This window comes from Edwardsiella piscicida, assembly GCF_021733145.1.
GTDB classification, from domain to species: domain Bacteria; phylum Pseudomonadota; class Gammaproteobacteria; order Enterobacterales; family Enterobacteriaceae; genus Edwardsiella; species Edwardsiella piscicida.
The window spans coordinates 3,293,243-3,309,807 of the sequence record NZ_CP090968.1 but is presented as its reverse complement, the minus strand read 5'-3'; the positions used below and the strand labels follow the sequence as shown (position 1 = coordinate 3,309,807).

Here is a 16,565-nt window from a genome sequence, read left to right as displayed (position 1 = left end):
GACACCGGGCGGGGAGATCTCCCTGTCCGGTGTTCGTGTATCGCGCGATCGCTACATGCACGGGGCTGCGCGCGGCGCAGCGCCGACGTCGAGGATAACGCAATTTTATGAAGCCGATATTCAGCAGGGGCCCCTCCCTGCAACTGCGACTTTTTTTGGCGGTGGTGGCGGCGGTAGGACTGGTGGTGGCTGACAGCCGTTTGGGCATGTTTCAGCAGATCCGCACCTACCTCGATACCTCCGTGAGTCCGTTCTATTATCTGTCCAACGGTCCCCGTCAGTTCCTGGATACCCTCTCTAACACCTTCGCCACCCGCGATCGGCTGGAGCTGGAAAACCGGGCGCTTCGTCAAGAACTCTTATTAAAAAACAGCGATCTGCTGCTACAGGGACAATTGAAGCAGGAAAACGCGCGCCTGCGCGAACTGTTGGGTTCGCCGCTGCGTCAGGATGAACACAAGATGGTGACCCAGGTCATCTCTACGCTGCCCGATCCCTACAGCGATCAGGTAGTGATCGATAAGGGCAGCAGCAGCGGCGTTTACTTTGGCCAGCCGGTGATCAGCGACAAAGGCGTGGTCGGCCAGGTGGTGGCGGTCGGTAAAGCGACCAGCCGGGTGCTGCTGATCTGCAACGCCTCCCACGCGCTGCCGATCCAGGTGCTGCGCAACGATATCCGCGTGCTGGCCGCCGGCAACGGCTGCAGCGACGATCTGCAGCTGGAGCACCTGCCGGCGAACACCGATATTCGCGTCGGCGATGTGCTGGTGACCTCCGGCCTGGGCGGCCGTTTCCCTGAGGGCTACCCGGTGGCGGTGGTCTCGTCGGTGAAGGTGGATAACCAGCGAGCCTATACGGTGATCAAGGCGCGGCCGACCGCCGGTCTGCAGCGTCTGCGCTACCTGCTGCTGCTGTGGAGCGGCGATCGCGACGGCACTCTGCCGCTGCCGCCGGATGCGGTGCAGCGGGTGGCCAACGAGCGCCTGATGCAGATGATGCCGCAGGTGCTGCCGCCGCCGTCGGCGATGGGGCCGCCGGCGCCGCCTCCTGCCTCGGGCGCCGGATCTGCGCCGACGCCGCCCGCCGCGCCGGGAAACGCGAAGCCGGCCACCGCGCCGGGCACGGCGACGCCGCAGGGCCGTAAACAGGAGGTGCGCTGATGTCGGGATACCGTAGCCATGGACGCTGGATTATCTGGCTGTTCTTCCTGCTGGCCTATGTGCTGCAGATCATGCCCTGGCCGGATGATATCGCCATGTTTCGCCCCAACTGGCTGGCGCTGTTTCTGATTTACTGGACCATGGCGCTGCCGCACCGGGTGAACGTCGGCACCGGCTTTCTGCTGGGGCTGGGGTGGGATCTGATCCTGGGGTCAACCCTGGGGATCCGCGCGCTGGCCTTTAGCCTGCTGGCCTATCTGGTGGCCTTTAAGTTTCAGCTGCTGCGCAATATGGCGCTGTGGCAGCAGGCCCTGATGGTCATGGTGCTGACGGCGGCGATGGACATCGTGATTTTCTGGGGGGAGTTTGTGGTCACGAGCGCCGCATTCCGCCCGGAAGTATTCTGGAGTAGTGTAGTGAACGGGCTGCTATGGCCGTGGCTGTTCCTGCTGATGCGTAAGGTGCGTCGCCAGTTTGCCGTGCAGTAACGGCGCGCGGCGGCGCAGAATACAGGGTTATCGAAAGTGTATGTGTGAAATCTATCTGGCCTCTGGCTCCCCGCGTCGGCGTGAACTGCTGACGCTGATGGCGATTCCCTTTGAGCGTTTAACGCTGAGCGTGGAGGAGCAGCGTCGCCCGAACGAGGCGCCGCTGGCGTATGTCTGTCGTCTGTCGCGCGACAAGGCGCAGGCCGGCGTGGCCGCCGCGGCGCAGGATCGCCCGGTGCTGGGGGCGGATACCATCGTGGTGCTCGACGGCGAGGTGCTGGAAAAGCCGCAGGATCCGGCGCAGGCGGCGCAGATGCTGCGGCGCCTGTCCGGGCGCAGCCATCAGGTGATCACGGCGCTGACCCTGGCCGATCGGCGAGGCTGCCTCAGCTGCCACGTGGCGACCGAGGTGACCTTCTGTACCCTGAGCGAGGCGCAGATCGCCGACTATGTGGCCAGCGGCGAGCCGCTGGACAAGGCCGGCGCCTACGGCATTCAGGGCAAAGGGGGCTGTTTCGTCCGCGCGATCAACGGCAGCTACCATGCGGTGATGGGACTGCCGCTGGTGGAGACCCGCGAGCTGCTGGCACGCTTTATGGCGTTAAGGGATGTGAGGAGAGAGCATGACAACTGAACTGTTGGTTAACGTTACCCCATCGGAAACGCGCGTCGCCTATATCGATGGCGGTATCCTGCAGGAGATCCATATTGAGCGCGAGTCCAAGCGCGGCATCGTCGGCAATATATACAAAGGGCGCGTGAGCCGGGTTCTGCCCGGAATGCAGGCGGCCTTTGTAGATATTGGTCTGGAGAAGGCGGCGTTTCTGCACGCCTCCGACATCATGCCGCACACCGAGTGCGTTGCCGGTGACGAGCAGAAGAACTTTCACGTGCGCGATATCGCCGAGCTGGTGCGTCAGGGACAGGATCTGATGGTGCAGGTGGTGAAGGATCCGCTGGGCACCAAGGGGGCGCGGCTGACCACCGATATTACCCTGCCGTCGCGCTATCTGGTGTTTATGCCGGGCGCCAGCCACGTCGGGGTCTCGCAGCGCATCGACAGCGAGGCGGAGCGCGAGCGCCTGAAGGCGATCGTCGCCCCGCACTGCGACGAGCTGGGCGGCTTTATTATCCGCACGGCGGCGGAGGGGGCCGACGACGAGGAGCTGGCGCAGGACGCCGCGTTTCTCAAGCGCCTGTGGATCAAGGTGATGGAGCGCAAGCGGCGCAATAAGACCAAGTGCATGCTGTACGGTGAGCTGGCGCTGGCGCAGCGGGTGCTGCGCGACTTTGCCGGGGCCTCGCTGGATCGTATCCGGGTGGATTCGCGCCTGACCTACGATCTGCTGCAGGACTTCACCAGCGAATACATGCCGGAGATGACCCCCTGCCTGGAGCTGTACAGCGGTAAGCAGCCGATCTTTGACATGTACGACGTGGAGAACGAGATCCAGCGGGCGCTGGAGCGCCGGGTGGAGCTGAAGTCGGGCGGCTATCTGATCATCGATCAGACCGAGGCGATGACCACCATCGACATTAACACCGGCGCCTTCGTCGGCCACCGCAATCTGGATGAGACCATCTTCAATACCAACGTCGAGGCGACCCAGGCCATTGCCCGTCAGCTGCGTCTGCGTAACCTGGGCGGCATCATCATCATCGACTTTATCGACATGAGCTGCGAGGATCACCGGCGTCGGGTGCTGCACTCCCTGGAGCAGGCCCTCAGCAAGGATCGGGCAAAAACCAGCATCAATGGCTTTTCGCAGCTAGGCTTGGTAGAGATGACCCGTAAGCGCACCCGTGAGAGCATCGAGCACGTGCTGTGCGGCGAGTGCCCGACCTGTCACGGCCGCGGCACGGTGAAAACCGTGGAGACGGTGTGCTACGAGATCCTGCGCGAGATCGTGCGGGTGCACCATGCCTATGACAGCGATCGCTTCCTGGTGTATGCCTCTCCGGCGGTGGGCGAGGCGCTGAAGAGCGAAGAGTCCCACGCCCTGGCGGAGGTCGAGCTGTTTGTCGGCAAACAGGTTAAAGTACAGATTGAGACGCTCTACAGTCAGGAGCAGTTCGACGTAGTGATGATGTAACGGCGTTGACGCCGGGGACGGGATCGATCCGCTGGGTCATGTTTGAACGATAGGAGAACGGCGTGAGGCGACTGCCCGGTTACCTGCTGGCAACGCTGGCGACCCTGATAGTGCTGGTCGCTTTGCTGGTGAGCGGGCTGCGTTTACTGCTGCCGCACATTGACAGCGTACGTCCGCAGATCGCGGCGCGCCTCGGCCAGTTTATCGGCGCGCCGCTGACCATCGGCGCGCTGAGCGCCAGCTGGCAATCCTTTGGCCCCACGCTGGAGGCGCGCGACATCGCCCTGCGGGGGGCGCAGGGGCAGCTGCAGGTGCGGCGCATGACGCTGGGGCTGGATGTCTGGCAGTCGCTGCTACACGTGCGTCCGCAGTTCCGCGATCTGACGTTTTATCAGCTGCAGGCCAGCACCGATCGCCCGCTGGCGCGCGAAGAGGGCCACGGCGGCCTGAAGCGCGACGAGCTGAGCAATATCTTCCTGCGCCAGTTTGACCACTTTACCCTGCGCGACAGCCGTCTGCGCTTTCCCTCTCCCTCCGGCGTTCCGCTGCAGCTGACCGTTTCCCAACTGACCTGGCTCAACGGCCCGGATCGCCACCGCGCAGAGGGGGAGGTCAGCTTCTCCACTCCGCAGGGGCAGCACGGCAATCTGCAGCTGCGCATGGATCTGCGCGATAAGAACGGCCTGCTCAGCGACGGGGAGATCTACCTGCAGGCGGACCAAATCGACCTGCGCCCCTGGCTGAGCCGCTGGATCAACCACAATACCGGACTGAACGCGGCCGATTTTAGCCTGGCCTCCTGGCTCAGCGTCCGCAACGGCGAGATGGCGGGGGCGCTGGTCCGCCTGCGCGATGGCCAGGCGGGATGGCGCGCCGACGATCGGCCGCACCGGCTGACGGTGCGCGATCTGACGCTCCAGGCGACGCGTCGCGACGGCGGGTGGCAGCTGGATGTCCCCCGGCTCAATCTGGCGACGGATGGGCAGCCGTGGCCCGCGGGGCATCTGAGCCTGCTCTATCTGCCCCGGCAGGGGACGGCGCAGGAGGAAGCGCTGCGGCTGCGGGCTACCGATCTGCAGCTGGCGCGCATTACGCCGCTGCTGCCGACCCTGAGCTTCCTGTCGCCGGCGCTGGTGGAGCCGCTGCAGCGCCTGCAGCCGCAGGGGTACATCCGCCGGGTAGGCGTCGATATTCCGCTGCAGCAGCCCGAGCGCAGCCGGGTGCTGGCCGATTGGCACGACGTCAGCTGGCAGCCCTGGAAGCTGCTGCCCGGCATCGATCGCTTCAGCGGCTCCCTGAGCGGCAGCGGGCAGGATGCTCGGCTGCGTTTCACCCTGAAAGACAGCACGCTGCCCTACGCCGCAATGTTCCGGGCGCCGCTGTTGGTGCAGCGCGCCAGCGGCGTGGTCAACGTGACCCGCGATGCGCAGGGGTGGACGCTGAGCGGACAGGATATGGATGTGCAGGCGCGCGCCCTGTGGAGCCACGGCGGCTTCCGCTACCATCAGCCGACGGCGGGGCCGGCGCTGCTCAGTATTCTGGCCGGTATTCGCCTGACGGACGCCCGCGAGGCCTGGCGCTATTTCCCTGAACCGCTGATGGGAACGGCGCTGACGGACTACCTGAGCGGGGCGCTGGAGGGGGGCGCGGTGGAGAACGCCACGCTGCTGTATGACGGCGATCCGCAGCGGTTCCCCTATCAGCATCACGACGGTCAGTTTCAGGTCTATGTGCCGCTGCGCCAGGCCACCTTCCGCTTTCAGCCGGACTGGGCCCCGCTGACCGATCTGTCCATCGACCTCAATTTCCTTAACGACGGACTGTGGATGTTTGCCCCGTCGGCGCATCTGGGCGCGGCGCGCGGCAGCGCTATTCACGCGGATATCCCGCAGTATGGCGCCGAGCGTCTGCTGATCCGCGCCGGGGTGGCCGGCAGCGGCAAGGCGGTGCGCGACTACTTTATGCTGTCGCCGCTGAAAAGCTCCGTGGGCGCGACGCTGGATGAGCTGCAGGTGGGCGGCGACGTGACGGGGCGTCTGGATCTGGATATTCCGCTCGACGGCGGCGATACCCGCGCCCGCGGCGAGGTGCGCCTAGACAATAACACGCTGTTTATCAAGCCGCTCGGCAGCCAGATGCAGGGGGTTAGCGGCGCGTTTCGCTTCGACGATGGCCGCCTGCAGAGCGATCGGCTGAGCGCCCACTGGCTGGGGCAGCCGCTGGCGCTGCAGTTTGCCACCGTTCCCCAGGCCGATCGGTATCAGGTCGCGGTCGATCTGAACGGCGACTGGCTGCCGGCCCGTCTGCCGTGGCTGCCGCCGGGAATGGATACGCACCTGCAGGGGAGCGCCCCCTGGCAGGGCAAGGTGACGATCGATCTGCCCGATCGCGGCGCCAGCCGCTATCAGGTCGACGTCGAGGCCGACCTGCGCGCGGTGGCCAGCTCGCTGCCCGCGCCGCTGACGAAAGCGGCCGGCGCGGCCCAGCGGCTGAAGGTTAACGCCGACGGCGATATGGCGGGCTTTACGCTCAGCGGCAGCCTAGGCCGCGACAGCCATTTCGCCGCGAACGTGGCGCTCGGCCCGCGCGGCGTGGCGCTGGACAGCCTGAGCTGGGACAGCCAGAGTAGCGCGGTGCCGCAGACGCAGCCCGGTCAGGCCACGCTGCGTCTGCCGCCGCTGGACGGCGCCGGGTGGCTGGCCCTGCTGGCGGCGCCGCTGTCGTCGCAGCTGGACAGCCGCAGCGTGCTGCGCCTGCCGGCGCAGATAACCCTTTCTACGCCGCAGTTGCTGCTGGGTGGGCAGGCCTGGCACCAGCTGAGCCTGGCGCTGACGCGACAGGGCGAGACGACCCAGCTGCGCGCCGATGGCCGTGAAATCCGCGGCGCTGCGCGTCTGGGCGCCGGGCAGCTGAGCGCCGCGCTGGACTTTCTGTACTACGATCCCCAGCCGATGACGCCGGGGAGCGCGGCGGCGGCCCCCATCGATCGACCGGTCGCCGGTCAGCCGCCCCTGTTTCGCCGCTGGCCGGCCATGCAGCTGCGCTGTCAGTCGTGCTGGTTTATGGGGCAAAACCTGGGGAACGTGGCCGCCGATATGCGGGTGGAGGGGGATACCCTGCTGCTGACGGATGGCCTGCTGGACAGCGGCAACACCCGCCTGACGCTGACTGGCCGCTGGCAGCAGCAGGATGGCATCAGCCGGACGCAGATCAGCGGCGGGCTGCAGGGGGCGAACTTGACGGACAGCGCGGACTTTTTTGGCCTGACCCTGCCGCTGAAGCAGTCCGCCTTTAAGGGCGACTACGATCTCCGCTGGCAGGGGGAGCCCTGGCAGCCGCGCATAGAGACGCTGGATGGCACGCTGCAGGTGCGTCTGGGCAAGGGGGTGCTCGAAAGCATGGATACCGGGCGCGCCGGTCAGCTGCTGCGCCTGGTGAGCTTTGATGCCCTGCTGCGCAAGCTGCGGCTGGATTTTAGCGACACCTTCGGCGAAGGCTTCTACTTCGATGGCATCAAGGGGCATATCGCCCTGCATAACGGGGTGATGTCGACGGACGATCTGCTGATCGACGGCCTCTCTGCGGACGTCGCGATGAACGGCACGGTGAACCTGGTGACCCAGCGGATCGATATGCAGGCGGTGATCGCGCCGGAGCTGTCGGCGACGGTCGGCGTGGCCACCGCCTTTGCCGTTAACCCGGTGGTGGGGGCCGCGGTCTTTGCCGCGTCAAAAGTGCTGGCGCCATTGTGGAATAAAATATCGCTGATACGCTACAACATAAGCGGCGGGCTCGACAGCCCGGCGATCCATGAAGTGTTACGTCAGCCGAAGAAGGAGAAGGCACAATGAGGAATGCCAACGTCGCCTTACTGCAACTGTGTAGCGGTGAAAACAGCCGCGCTAACCTGGCACAGATTGAGCAGCAGCTGAAGCAGCTCAACGGCACTATCAGGCTGGCGCTGACCCCGGAGAATGCGCTGCTGTTCAGCGACGCCGCGGGGTACCGCCAGCACGCCGAGCGGGAGGGTGACGGGCCGCTTCAGTCGGCGGTGCGCGAGCTGGCGCGCCGCTACGGGGTATGGCTGTTGATCGGTTCGATGCCGCTGTACAGCCGCGAGGATGCCGGCGGCATTACCTCCAGTAGCCTGCTGTTTGACGACGGCGGCGCGCTGCGCGCCCGCTACGACAAGCTGCACATGTTCGACGTCGAGGTGCGTGACGCGCATGGCCACTACCGCGAGTCTGACGTTTACCGCCACGGCGATATGCTGACGGTGGTGGATACGCCGGTGGGGCGTCTGGGGATGACCATCTGCTACGATCTGCGCTTTCCCGGCCTGTTCCAGGCGCTGCGCGCGCAGGGGGCGGAGCTTATCTCGGTGCCGGCCGCCTTTACTCGGGTGACGGGCGAGGCACACTGGGAGGTGCTGCTGCGTGCCCGGGCGATTGAAAACCAGTGCTATATTCTGGCACCGGCCCAGGTCGGCAGCCACGGCGCGACCCGGCGCACCTGGGGCCACAGCATGGCGGTGGACGGCTGGGGCCGCGTGCTGCAGCAGAACGCCGACGCCGTACGGCCGATAAAGATTAAAGTGAACACCAACTCACTGAGCGTGCTGCGCGGGCAGATGCCGTTGGCACAGCACAACCGATTCCAGCCTGAGCTGATCCATCTTCACCAAGGGTAAATACACCATGAGTCTGACGTTTGTCAGTGAGCAGTTACTGGCTGCCAACAACCTGAATCATCAGGATTTATATAATGTCTTGGGGCAGTTGAACGCACGCCGCCTGGACTATGCCGACCTCTATTTTCAGTCCAGCGTGCACGAGTCCTGGGTATTGGAAGATCGCATCATTAAAGAGGGCTCTTACCATATCGATCAGGGGGTGGGCGTGCGGGCGATCCACGGTGAAAAGACCGGATTCGCCTATGCCGACCAGATAACCCTGCAGGCGCTGACCCAGAGCGCCCACGCCGCGCGCAGCATCGTGCGCGAGCAGGGCGATGGGCGGGCGCACACGCTGGGAGGGCTCAAGGCGGTCTCCCGCTACGGTATGCACTCCCCGCTCGATAGCCTGCCGCGCGAGGAGAAGATCGCGCTGCTGGCACAGGTCGATCGGGTGGCGCGGGCGGCCGATGCCCGGGTCCAGGAGGTGAACGCCAGCCTGACCGGAGTGTATGAGCTGGTGCTGGTGGCCGCCAGCGACGGCACGCTGGCGGCGGACGTACGGCCGCTGGTGCGACTCTCCGTCAGCGTGCTGGTAGAGCAGGATGGCCGTCGCGAGCGCGGCAGCTGCGGCGGCGGCGGGCGCTTTGGCTATGACTACTTCCTGACCCTCCACGACGGCGAGGTGTGTGCCGATGCCTATGCGCGCGAGGCGGTACGCATGGCGCTGGTCAACCTGCACGCCAAGGCGGCGCCGGCCGGCACCATGCCGGTGGTGCTCGGCGCCGGCTGGCCGGGGGTACTGCTGCACGAGGCGGTCGGCCACGGGCTGGAGGGGGACTTTAACCGGCGCGGCACCTCCGTATTCAGCGGTCAGCTGGGTCAGCAGGTGGCCTCGCCGCTGTGTACCGTGGTAGACGACGGTACGCTGGAGGAGCGGCGCGGTTCGCTGGCGGTGGACGACGAAGGGGTGCCCGGCCAGTACAACGTACTGATTGAGAACGGGGTGCTGCGTGGCTATATGCAGGATAAGCTCAACGCCCGCCTGATGGGAATGGCGCCGACCGGCAACGGCCGCCGCGAATCCTATGCTCACCTGCCGATGCCGCGGATGACCAACACCTATATGCTGGCGGGAGAGAGTACGCCGCAGGCGATTATCGAGAGCGTGGAGTATGGGCTGTATGCGCCTAACTTCGCCGGCGGTCAGGTCGATATCACCTCCGGTAAGTTTGTCTTCTCTACCTCGGAAGCCTATCTGATCGAGAAGGGACGGATTACCCATCCGGTGAAGGGGGCGACCCTGATCGGCTCCGGCATGGAGGCGATGCAGCAGATCTCGATGGTGGGCAACGATCTGGCGCTGGATAAGGGCGTCGGGGTCTGCGGTAAAGAGGGGCAGAGCGTGCCGGTCGGCGTCGGCCAGCCGACGCTGAAGCTGGATGCGATGACCGTCGGCGGCACCGCCTGAGTTCGGCGCGACTCGCCACGGTATGTCCCGCGGGCCGGCTTTTGCCGGCCCGCGCTATTTCTCCTGACGGGTATCGCGGAAGGTGTCCGCCATCTGGGCAAAGTAGTCGCTCAGGTACTCTAGGCAGAGACGTAGCTTGATGGGCAGGTGCGCCTTCTGGGCATACAGCGCATACACCGGGCGCGGGGTGGACTGGTACTGGGGGAACAGGATCTCGACCTCTTTACGCCGCACCGCGTCGATCACCCACATCAGCGGCAGATAGGTGATCCCGGCCCCGGCGTTCAGCCAGCTTAGCAGGGTCTGGGCATCATTGGTGTGAAAGCGTCCGCTGGGCATCAGCCGCAGCGACTCTCCCTCTGGGGCGATCAGCGTTAGGTCATGGGCGGGCTGGCCGCTAAAGTTGAGCCAGCTATAGCTGCCCAGTTCGGCGGGGCTCTCTGGGGTTCCGTGGCGCTGCAGGTAGCATTTGGCGGCGCAGATCACCATGGGCATGGCCCCCAGGGCGCGACAGAACAGGCGAGAGTCCTGTAGATCGCCGGCGCGGACCACCAGATCCAGACCGTCGGCGATCAGATCGGGCGCCGGGACGCCGGTGACCAGGTTGACCGACAGGCCAGGATATTCGGCCAGCATTCGGGCGCTGATCGGCGCCAGAACGTTTTGCGCCATGGTGGCCGAGCAGCCGATGCGCAGGGTTCCGCTGGGGGTATTGTTGTAGGCGTACAGCTGCTCGTGTACCTCTTGGGCCTCCTGCAGCATCTTGCGACAGCCCTGATAATAGATGCGTCCGGCCTCGGTCAGACTGATGCGGCGGGTGCTGCGGTTGAGCAGCCTGATCTGCAGGGCGTGCTCCAGCTTGGTAATGGTCTGGCTGATGGATGAGACGCTCATCGCCAGCTGCGCTGCGGCGCCGGTAAACGAGCCGCATTCGACCACCCGAGCGAAGATGGCCATATGCTTTAATCGCTCCATTTTTCATCCTGTCTTAATGGTGGTGGCTGAGTTCAGAACCATCTGTTTGTTTTATGCGCATTTTTCTTATCGACAATAGATAATCAGCGCTGATTGTTTATTTACAATAAAAAGTGATTTGCGTCACAGATTATATATCCCCGCGGCGCATTAGGCTAACATGTCCCCGCGCCGCCGATGTCGGGGCGCATCCGTTCCGCCCTGCGCCTGCGGCGCACACCGCGTAACCGCCACCCCTTTTTCTCTGTCCGCCGTTTTTCGCCGTCAGCCGCGTGCGGGCATGCGTCGTTAAGTAAGGATTTTGCCATGGGAACGCTGCCCGTGATGGTGCTGTTTGGCCTCTCTTTCCCGCCGGCCTTTTTTGCGCTGCTGGCGGCGCTGCCCCTGTTTTGGCTGCTGCGGCGTCTGCTGCAGCCCAGCGGGCTGTACGACATGATTTGGCACCCCGCGCTGTTTAACTGCGCGCTGTACGGGTGTCTGTTTTATCTGGTGAGCTGGCTTTTTATCTGAAGGGGGTTCTGTGAAGCGTTGGATTGGACGCATGACGCGGGTGGCCGCTACGCTGGCCTTACTGGCGCTGGCCGCGCTGGCGGTCTCCAAGGCCTGGGTGTTCTATACCGCCTCTCCCTGGACGCGGGACGCGCGTTTTAGCGCCGACGTGGTGGCCATCGCCCCCGACGTCAGCGGGCTGGTGGAGAGCGTGCAGGTTCAGGATAACCAGCGGGTGACGCAGGGGGCGGTGCTGTTCCGCATCGATCCACAGCGCTACCGCGCGGCGCTGGCGCAGGCCGAGGCGGATGCGCGCTACTATCAGGCGCTGGTGACGGAGAAGCGACGAGAGTCGCAGCGTCGGGCCGACCTGGGCGGGCGTATCGTCGCCCAGGAGAGCATCGATCGCGCCTACAGCGCGCTGGCGGCGGCCGAGCAACAGTTGGCCCGAGCACAGGCGACCCGAACCCTGGCGCAGCTGGATCTGGATCGCACGGTGGTGCGGGCGCCGGCCAGCGGCTGGGTGACCAACCTGCAGGTCCACGGCGGCGAGTTTATCAACCGCGGGGTTAACGCCGTGGCGCTGATTAAGCAGAACAGCTTCTACGTGCAGGCCTATATGGAAGAGACCAAGCTGGCCGGAGTGCGCCGCGGCTCGCCGGCGCAGATCACGCCGCTGGGCAGCGATCGTATTCTGTACGGCACGGTGGACAGCATCTCCGCCGGGGTCAACGACAGCAGCGCGACGCCGGGGCGCAAAGGGCTGGCGACGGTGGACTCCAATCTGGAGTGGGTGCGCCTGGCGCAGCGGGTGCCGGTGCGAATTCGCCTGGACGCGGCGACCCAGGCTCACCCCTATCCGGCGGGCACCACGGCGACGGTGGTGATCGGCACCGGCGGAGAGGCGCAGGCTGCGCGCCCGGCGCCGTATCGGCGCCTGCTGCAGCGTCTGCGCGAGTTCGGCTGAGCAGGGGGCGAAGATGCTGCATCCACGCGTGATCCGCCTGCGCTTCGCCTGCAAGCTGACGCTGGCGATCGTTCTGTCACTGCTGCTCGGGTTCTATTTCGGCCTGCAGACGCCGCGCTGGTCGGCGCTGACCGCCGCGCTGGTGGCCGCCGGACCGGCCTTTGCCGCTGGCGGTGAGCCCTTTGCCGGCGCCATTCGCTACCGCGGCTGGCTGCGTATCATCGGCACGGTGCTGGGCTCCCTGTGCGCGCTGCTGCTGATGATGCTGTTGATCCGCGCGCCGCTGCTGATGATCCTGCTGTGCTGCCTGTGGGCGGGCGTCTGCACCTGGCTGTCGTCGCTGGTGCGTATGGAGAACGCCTATGCGCTGGGGCTGTCCGGCTATACGGCGCTGATCATCGTCGTCTCCTGCCTCGGCGAGCCGCAGTTTATCCTGCAGCTGGCCCTGGAGCGCTGTGGCGAGATCGTGCTGGGGATCGCCTGCGCGGTGCTGGCCGATACGCTGCTGGCGCCGCGCTCGGTCAAGGGCGAGGTGGATCGCGTCGTCGGTGGCATGCTGCTCGGTCAGCTATGCCTGCTGCAGCGCTGCGTCGACGGGCGCGACAGCGATGCCGTCGATCGAAGCTGGCACGGGCTGATCCGGGAGAGCCATACGCTGGAGGGGATGCGCGCCAGCCTGGCGCTGGAGTCATCTCGCTGGCCGCGCGCCTGCCGCCGGCTGGCGGCGCTGCACACCCTGTCGCTGACCCTGATCACCCGGGCCTGTGAAATTTTTCTGACCCAGCGCCAGACGCCGACGGCGCTGCCGGCGCCGTTTTTGACCCTGATAGCCGCCCCGGTAAAGACGCCTGCGGAGGCCTATCAGCGCTTAAAACAGCTGCGTCGCCTGCTGGCGGCGCACGGGGGACATCAGCTGCCGCCCGCGCTGATCGGCTGGATCGACGGCGCCAGCCAGCTGCAGCTATTGGCCAAAGGCGTGGCGAGCAACGTCCGTATCGGGCGGCATGAGGCGGCGATCCTCGCGCATGACGCCGCGCCGCGCCAGATCTACTCCGCCCAGGGGCACCATGCGCTGATCAATGGCCTGCGCACCTGGCTGGCCACCTCGCTGGGCGCGCTATTTTGGCTATGGAGCGGCTGGAACGCGGGCAGCGGCTGCATGATCATGATCGCGGTAGTGACCTCGCTGGCGGTGCGCACTCCCAATCCGCGGATGGCGGCGATCGACTTCTTGATGGGCTCACTGGTGGCGTTGCCGGTCGGTGCGCTGTACTACACGGTGATCCTCCCCGCCACCCAGCAAAGCCTGGTGCTGCTGTGCCTGAGCCTGGGCGCGCTGACCTTTATCTGCGGGATGGAGGTACAAAAGCGCCGTCTGGGATCGCTGGGAACGCTGGCCTCGACCCTGAATATTCTGGTGCTCAGCAACCCGATGCGTTTTCCGATCGAGAGCTTTGTCGACAGCGCCATCGGCCAGGTGATCGGCTGCCTGTTGGCGCTGGTGGTGCTGCTGGCGGTGCGCGATCGGTCGCGCGCCCGCACCGGTCGAACGCTGATGCGGCGTCTGGCGTTCGGCGCAGTGGCGGCCCTGCGGGGAGAGGGGACGCGCGGAAATCTGCTGCCGGCCCTCTACCGCCAGCTGTTCTTGCTGCTGACGCTGTTTCCCGATGATATCGGGCGTTACCGCCTGGCGCTGACGCTGATCGTCCTGCAGCAGCGTTTGGCGCACTCGGCGCTGCCGTGCGACGCCGAGCGGCTGCGCGCGATCGATGCGGCGGCAACCCGGCTGTTGACCGGGCGCGGTGCGGCGCGACGCCGCGGCGCCCTGCTACAGCTGACGACGGGGCTGAGCGACTATGCCGATGCGCTGGTGCGGCAGGGGGCCGCCGGCGCCGCGCTGCAGCCGCTGCATCAGCTTGCCGATGTGCTGCACCGATACCGCGGCGTGCTGCTGGGATAGCGGCAGCGTTAACCTGAGCGGCGCTCGCGCCGGTGCGAGGATTACTCAAATGGGCGCTTTATTAATCGGGTAACCGTTTGCGCTAAATCAATCTCCGGGGAAGAATGTGCTTGCGGCGAGGCGATCGCTGAGTATAATGCCGGACAATTTGCCGGGAGACAGCATGAGAAACAGCGTTGGCTATTGTGGTTTATCGGTCGTGATGCGACCGAAGACTCTGCCCCATCAGGGCAGCCAGCGGCCGTTTTTCTCCCGTCGCATTCTCGATCGTAGAAAACCCCTCATTTGAGGGGTTTTTTTTTGCCCGTAATACGGCAAGTTGAAAAATTAACCCGAGTGAACCGTATGCCCGCGCCGTGCGACGTCGGCGCCAGAACAGGAGAACACCAATGGCCAATCCCTTGTATCTAAAAGACATTATCTCCATCAACGATCTGAGTCGCCGCGAGCTTGAGCTGGTGCTGGACACCGCCGCTCGCCTGAAGGCCACGCCGCAGCCGGAGCTGCTGCGCCACAAGGTGATCGCCAGCCTGTTCTTTGAGGCCTCCACCCGTACCCGCCTCTCTTTTGAAACCGCGATGCACCGCCTGGGCGCCTCGGTGGTCGGCTTTGCCGACAGCAGCAACACCTCTCTTGGCAAGAAGGGGGAGACGCTGGCGGATACCATCTCGGTGATCGGCACCTACGTCGACGCCATCGTGATGCGCCACCCGCAGGAGGGGGCCGCCCGTCTGGCCACGGAGTTCTGCGGTCGCATTCCGGTGGTCAACGCCGGCGACGGTGCCAACCAGCACCCGACCCAGACGCTGCTGGATCTGTTTACTATCCAGGAGACCCAGGGGCGCCTGAACAACATCAACATCGCCATGGTTGGCGACCTGAAGTATGGCCGCACCGTGCACTCCCTGACCCAGGCGCTGGCCAAGTTTGAGGGTAACCGCTTCTTCTTCATCGCCCCGCAGGCGCTGGCGATGCCGGACTATATCCTGACCATGCTGGAGGAGAAGGGGATCGCCTACAGCCTGCATGAAACCCTTGAAGAGGTGATGCCACAGCTGGATATTCTGTACATGACCCGAGTACAGAAAGAGCGTCTGGACTCCTCCGAGTACGCCAACGTGAAGTCGCAGTTCATTCTGCGCGCCGCGATGCTGGAGGGAGCGCGCGATAACCTGAAGGTGCTGCATCCGCTGCCGCGTATCGACGAGATCACCCCCGACGTCGACGCCACCCCCTATGCCTACTATTTCCAGCAGGCGGGCAACGGTATCTTTGCCCGTCAGGCGCTGCTGGCCCTGATCCTCAACGCTGAACTGAATTTCTAAGGGAGAAACGAAATGACTCACGACAACAAACTGCAGGTTGAAGCGATTAAATGCGGCACCGTCATTGACCATATCCCGGCGCACGTCGGCTTTAAGCTGCTGACCCTGTTCAAGCTGACGGAGACCGATCGGCGGGTCACCATCGGCCTGAATCTGCCCTCTAACGCGCAGGGCAGCAAGGATCTGATCAAGATTGAGGATGTCTTTCTCAGCGAGGAGCAGGTGAACCAGCTGGCGATTTACGCCCCGCGCGCCACGGTCAACTGCATTGAGAACTACAGCGTGGTGCGCAAGATGGTGCCGAGCCTGCCGGAGCGCATCGACAGCGTGCTGACCTGCCCCAACAGCAACTGCATCAGCCGCAGCGAGCCGGTGTGCTCCAGCTTCAGCGTGCGCGCCCGCGCCGGCGAGGTGCTGCTTAAGTGTAAGTATTGTGAGAAAGAGTTTGAGCATCACGCCGTGATGGAACAGTGATCCGGCAGGGTGGGATTTGCCGTGCGGGCTCCTTATAATGGGGCCTGGTTACCGTAGTCCCGCGGTAACGTCACATCCTACCATCCTTAAGGAGCAGATATGTCTGGTACCATCAGCACTGAGCACGCACCGGCCGCCATTGGGCCTTATGTACAGGGCGTTGATCTGGGCAACATGATCATCACCTCCGGCCAGATCCCGGTTGACCCGAAAACCGGTCTGGTTGCGGACGATGTGGCCGCCCAGGCCCGTCAGTCGCTGGAAAACGTGAAAGCGATCGTTGAAGCCGCCGGCCTGAGCGTGGCCAGCATCGTGAAGACGACCGTATTCGTTAAAGATCTGAATGACTTTGCGACGGTGAACGCCACCTATGAAGCATTCTTTAATGAGCACAGCGCGCCGTTCCCGGCCCGCTCCTGCGTTGAAGTGGCCCGCCTGCCGAAAGATGTGAAGATCGAAATCGAAGCTATCGCGCTGCGTCGCTGATGCTT

The 16,565-nt window shown here is 64.8% G+C and carries 14 protein-coding genes; 13 read left to right on the top strand and 1 reads right to left on the bottom strand.

All coding sequences use genetic code 11. The annotated features are described in order from the left end of the window. The first annotated feature begins 107 nt into the window (after window positions 1-107). The 7 genes from mreC to tldD all read left to right on the top strand — a co-directional run bounded on the left by mreC (window position 108) and on the right by tldD (window position 9,884). Window positions 108-1,160, top strand: a complete 1,053-nt coding sequence (gene mreC, locus L1P05_RS15030) for a rod shape-determining protein MreC (RefSeq protein WP_034168466.1) — start codon at window positions 108-110, stop codon at window positions 1,158-1,160. Beyond that, window positions 1,160-1,648, top strand: coding sequence for a rod shape-determining protein MreD (gene mreD / locus L1P05_RS15025; RefSeq protein ID WP_012849947.1), 489 nt, complete (start codon window positions 1,160-1,162; stop codon window positions 1,646-1,648). Before mreC ends, mreD begins: the two co-directional genes overlap by 1 nt. Before the next feature lie 40 nt (window positions 1,649-1,688). Further along, a complete protein-coding gene (locus L1P05_RS15020) occupies window positions 1,689-2,282 on the top strand; it encodes a Maf family protein (protein WP_012849946.1) in 594 nt (197 codons plus the stop codon). Beyond that, window positions 2,272-3,741, top strand: a complete 1,470-nt coding sequence (gene rng / locus L1P05_RS15015) for a ribonuclease G (RefSeq protein ID WP_012849945.1) — start codon at window positions 2,272-2,274, stop codon at window positions 3,739-3,741. Before L1P05_RS15020 ends, rng begins: the two co-directional genes overlap by 11 nt. 62 nt (window positions 3,742-3,803) lie before the next feature. Next, window positions 3,804-7,592, top strand: coding sequence for an AsmA2 domain-containing protein YhdP (gene yhdP / locus L1P05_RS15010; protein ID WP_012849944.1), 3,789 nt, complete (start codon window positions 3,804-3,806; stop codon window positions 7,590-7,592). Next, a complete protein-coding gene (nit1, locus tag L1P05_RS15005; RefSeq protein WP_012849943.1) occupies window positions 7,589-8,431 on the top strand; it encodes a deaminated glutathione amidase in 843 nt (280 codons plus the stop codon). Before yhdP ends, nit1 begins: the two co-directional genes overlap by 4 nt. A 7-nt stretch (window positions 8,432-8,438) precedes the next feature. After that, complete coding sequence (gene tldD / locus L1P05_RS15000) at window positions 8,439-9,884, top strand: metalloprotease TldD (RefSeq protein WP_012849942.1); 1,446 nt, start codon at window positions 8,439-8,441, stop codon at window positions 9,882-9,884. Between the two features lie 54 nt (window positions 9,885-9,938). Here tldD and aaeR read toward each other — a convergent pair whose 3' ends face one another. Further along, window positions 9,939-10,859 carry an HTH-type transcriptional activator AaeR gene (gene aaeR, locus L1P05_RS14995; RefSeq protein WP_012849941.1) on the bottom strand — a complete coding sequence of 307 codons (921 nt, stop codon included), beginning with the start codon at window positions 10,857-10,859 and terminating at the stop codon, window positions 9,939-9,941. A gap of 306 nt (window positions 10,860-11,165) precedes the next feature. Here aaeR and aaeX point away from each other — a divergent pair, with 306 nt between their 5' ends. The 6 genes from aaeX to ridA all read left to right on the top strand — a co-directional run bounded on the left by aaeX (window position 11,166) and on the right by ridA (window position 16,560). Then, window positions 11,166-11,369 (top strand): p-hydroxybenzoic acid efflux pump operon protein AaeX, encoded by a 204-nt coding sequence (gene aaeX, locus L1P05_RS14990; RefSeq protein ID WP_012849940.1) that lies wholly within the window; start codon window positions 11,166-11,168, stop codon window positions 11,367-11,369. Between the two features lie 31 nt (window positions 11,370-11,400). Continuing rightward, complete coding sequence (gene aaeA, locus L1P05_RS14985; RefSeq protein ID WP_012849939.1) at window positions 11,401-12,315, top strand: p-hydroxybenzoic acid efflux pump subunit AaeA; 915 nt, start codon at window positions 11,401-11,403, stop codon at window positions 12,313-12,315. A gap of 13 nt (window positions 12,316-12,328) precedes the next feature. Next, window positions 12,329-14,275: a p-hydroxybenzoic acid efflux pump subunit AaeB gene (gene aaeB, locus L1P05_RS14980; protein ID WP_012849938.1), complete on the top strand. Its 1,947-nt coding sequence runs from the start codon at window positions 12,329-12,331 to the stop codon at window positions 14,273-14,275. A gap of 389 nt (window positions 14,276-14,664) precedes the next feature. Further along, window positions 14,665-15,600 (top strand): aspartate carbamoyltransferase, encoded by a 936-nt coding sequence (gene pyrB, locus L1P05_RS14975; protein WP_012849937.1) that lies wholly within the window; start codon window positions 14,665-14,667, stop codon window positions 15,598-15,600. Between the two features lie 12 nt (window positions 15,601-15,612). Next, window positions 15,613-16,074 (top strand): aspartate carbamoyltransferase regulatory subunit, encoded by a 462-nt coding sequence (gene pyrI, locus L1P05_RS14970; RefSeq protein WP_012849936.1) that lies wholly within the window; start codon window positions 15,613-15,615, stop codon window positions 16,072-16,074. A gap of 99 nt (window positions 16,075-16,173) precedes the next feature. Next, the gene (ridA, locus tag L1P05_RS14965; RefSeq protein WP_012849935.1) at window positions 16,174-16,560 is read left to right on the top strand and encodes a 2-iminobutanoate/2-iminopropanoate deaminase; all 387 of its coding nucleotides are present in this window, start codon (window positions 16,174-16,176) and stop codon (window positions 16,558-16,560) included. Window positions 16,561-16,565 lie beyond the last annotated feature (5 nt).

What these genes read in the sequence shown, in the direction of transcription:
- mreD (WP_012849947.1), top strand. Translation starts at nt 1,160, where the DNA reads ATGTCGGGATACCGTAGCCATGGACGCTGGATTATCTGGCTGTTCTTC.
- L1P05_RS15020 (WP_012849946.1), top strand. Translation starts at nt 1,689, where the DNA reads ATGTGTGAAATCTATCTGGCCTCTGGCTCCCCGCGTCGGCGTGAACTG.
- aaeA (WP_012849939.1), top strand. Translation starts at nt 11,401, where the DNA reads ATGACGCGGGTGGCCGCTACGCTGGCCTTACTGGCGCTGGCCGCGCTG.
- mreC (WP_034168466.1), top strand. Translation starts at nt 108, where the DNA reads ATGAAGCCGATATTCAGCAGGGGCCCCTCCCTGCAACTGCGACTTTTT.
- pyrB (WP_012849937.1), top strand. Translation starts at nt 14,665, where the DNA reads ATGGCCAATCCCTTGTATCTAAAAGACATTATCTCCATCAACGATCTG.
- aaeR (WP_012849941.1), bottom strand. Translation starts at nt 10,859, where the DNA reads ATGGAGCGATTAAAGCATATGGCCATCTTCGCTCGGGTGGTCGAATGC.
- pyrI (WP_012849936.1), top strand. Translation starts at nt 15,613, where the DNA reads ATGACTCACGACAACAAACTGCAGGTTGAAGCGATTAAATGCGGCACC.
- aaeB (WP_012849938.1), top strand. Translation starts at nt 12,329, where the DNA reads ATGCTGCATCCACGCGTGATCCGCCTGCGCTTCGCCTGCAAGCTGACG.
- tldD (WP_012849942.1), top strand. Translation starts at nt 8,439, where the DNA reads ATGAGTCTGACGTTTGTCAGTGAGCAGTTACTGGCTGCCAACAACCTG.
- nit1 (WP_012849943.1), top strand. Translation starts at nt 7,589, where the DNA reads ATGAGGAATGCCAACGTCGCCTTACTGCAACTGTGTAGCGGTGAAAAC.
- rng (WP_012849945.1), top strand. Translation starts at nt 2,272, where the DNA reads ATGACAACTGAACTGTTGGTTAACGTTACCCCATCGGAAACGCGCGTC.
- ridA (WP_012849935.1), top strand. Translation starts at nt 16,174, where the DNA reads ATGTCTGGTACCATCAGCACTGAGCACGCACCGGCCGCCATTGGGCCT.
- aaeX (WP_012849940.1), top strand. Translation starts at nt 11,166, where the DNA reads ATGGGAACGCTGCCCGTGATGGTGCTGTTTGGCCTCTCTTTCCCGCCG.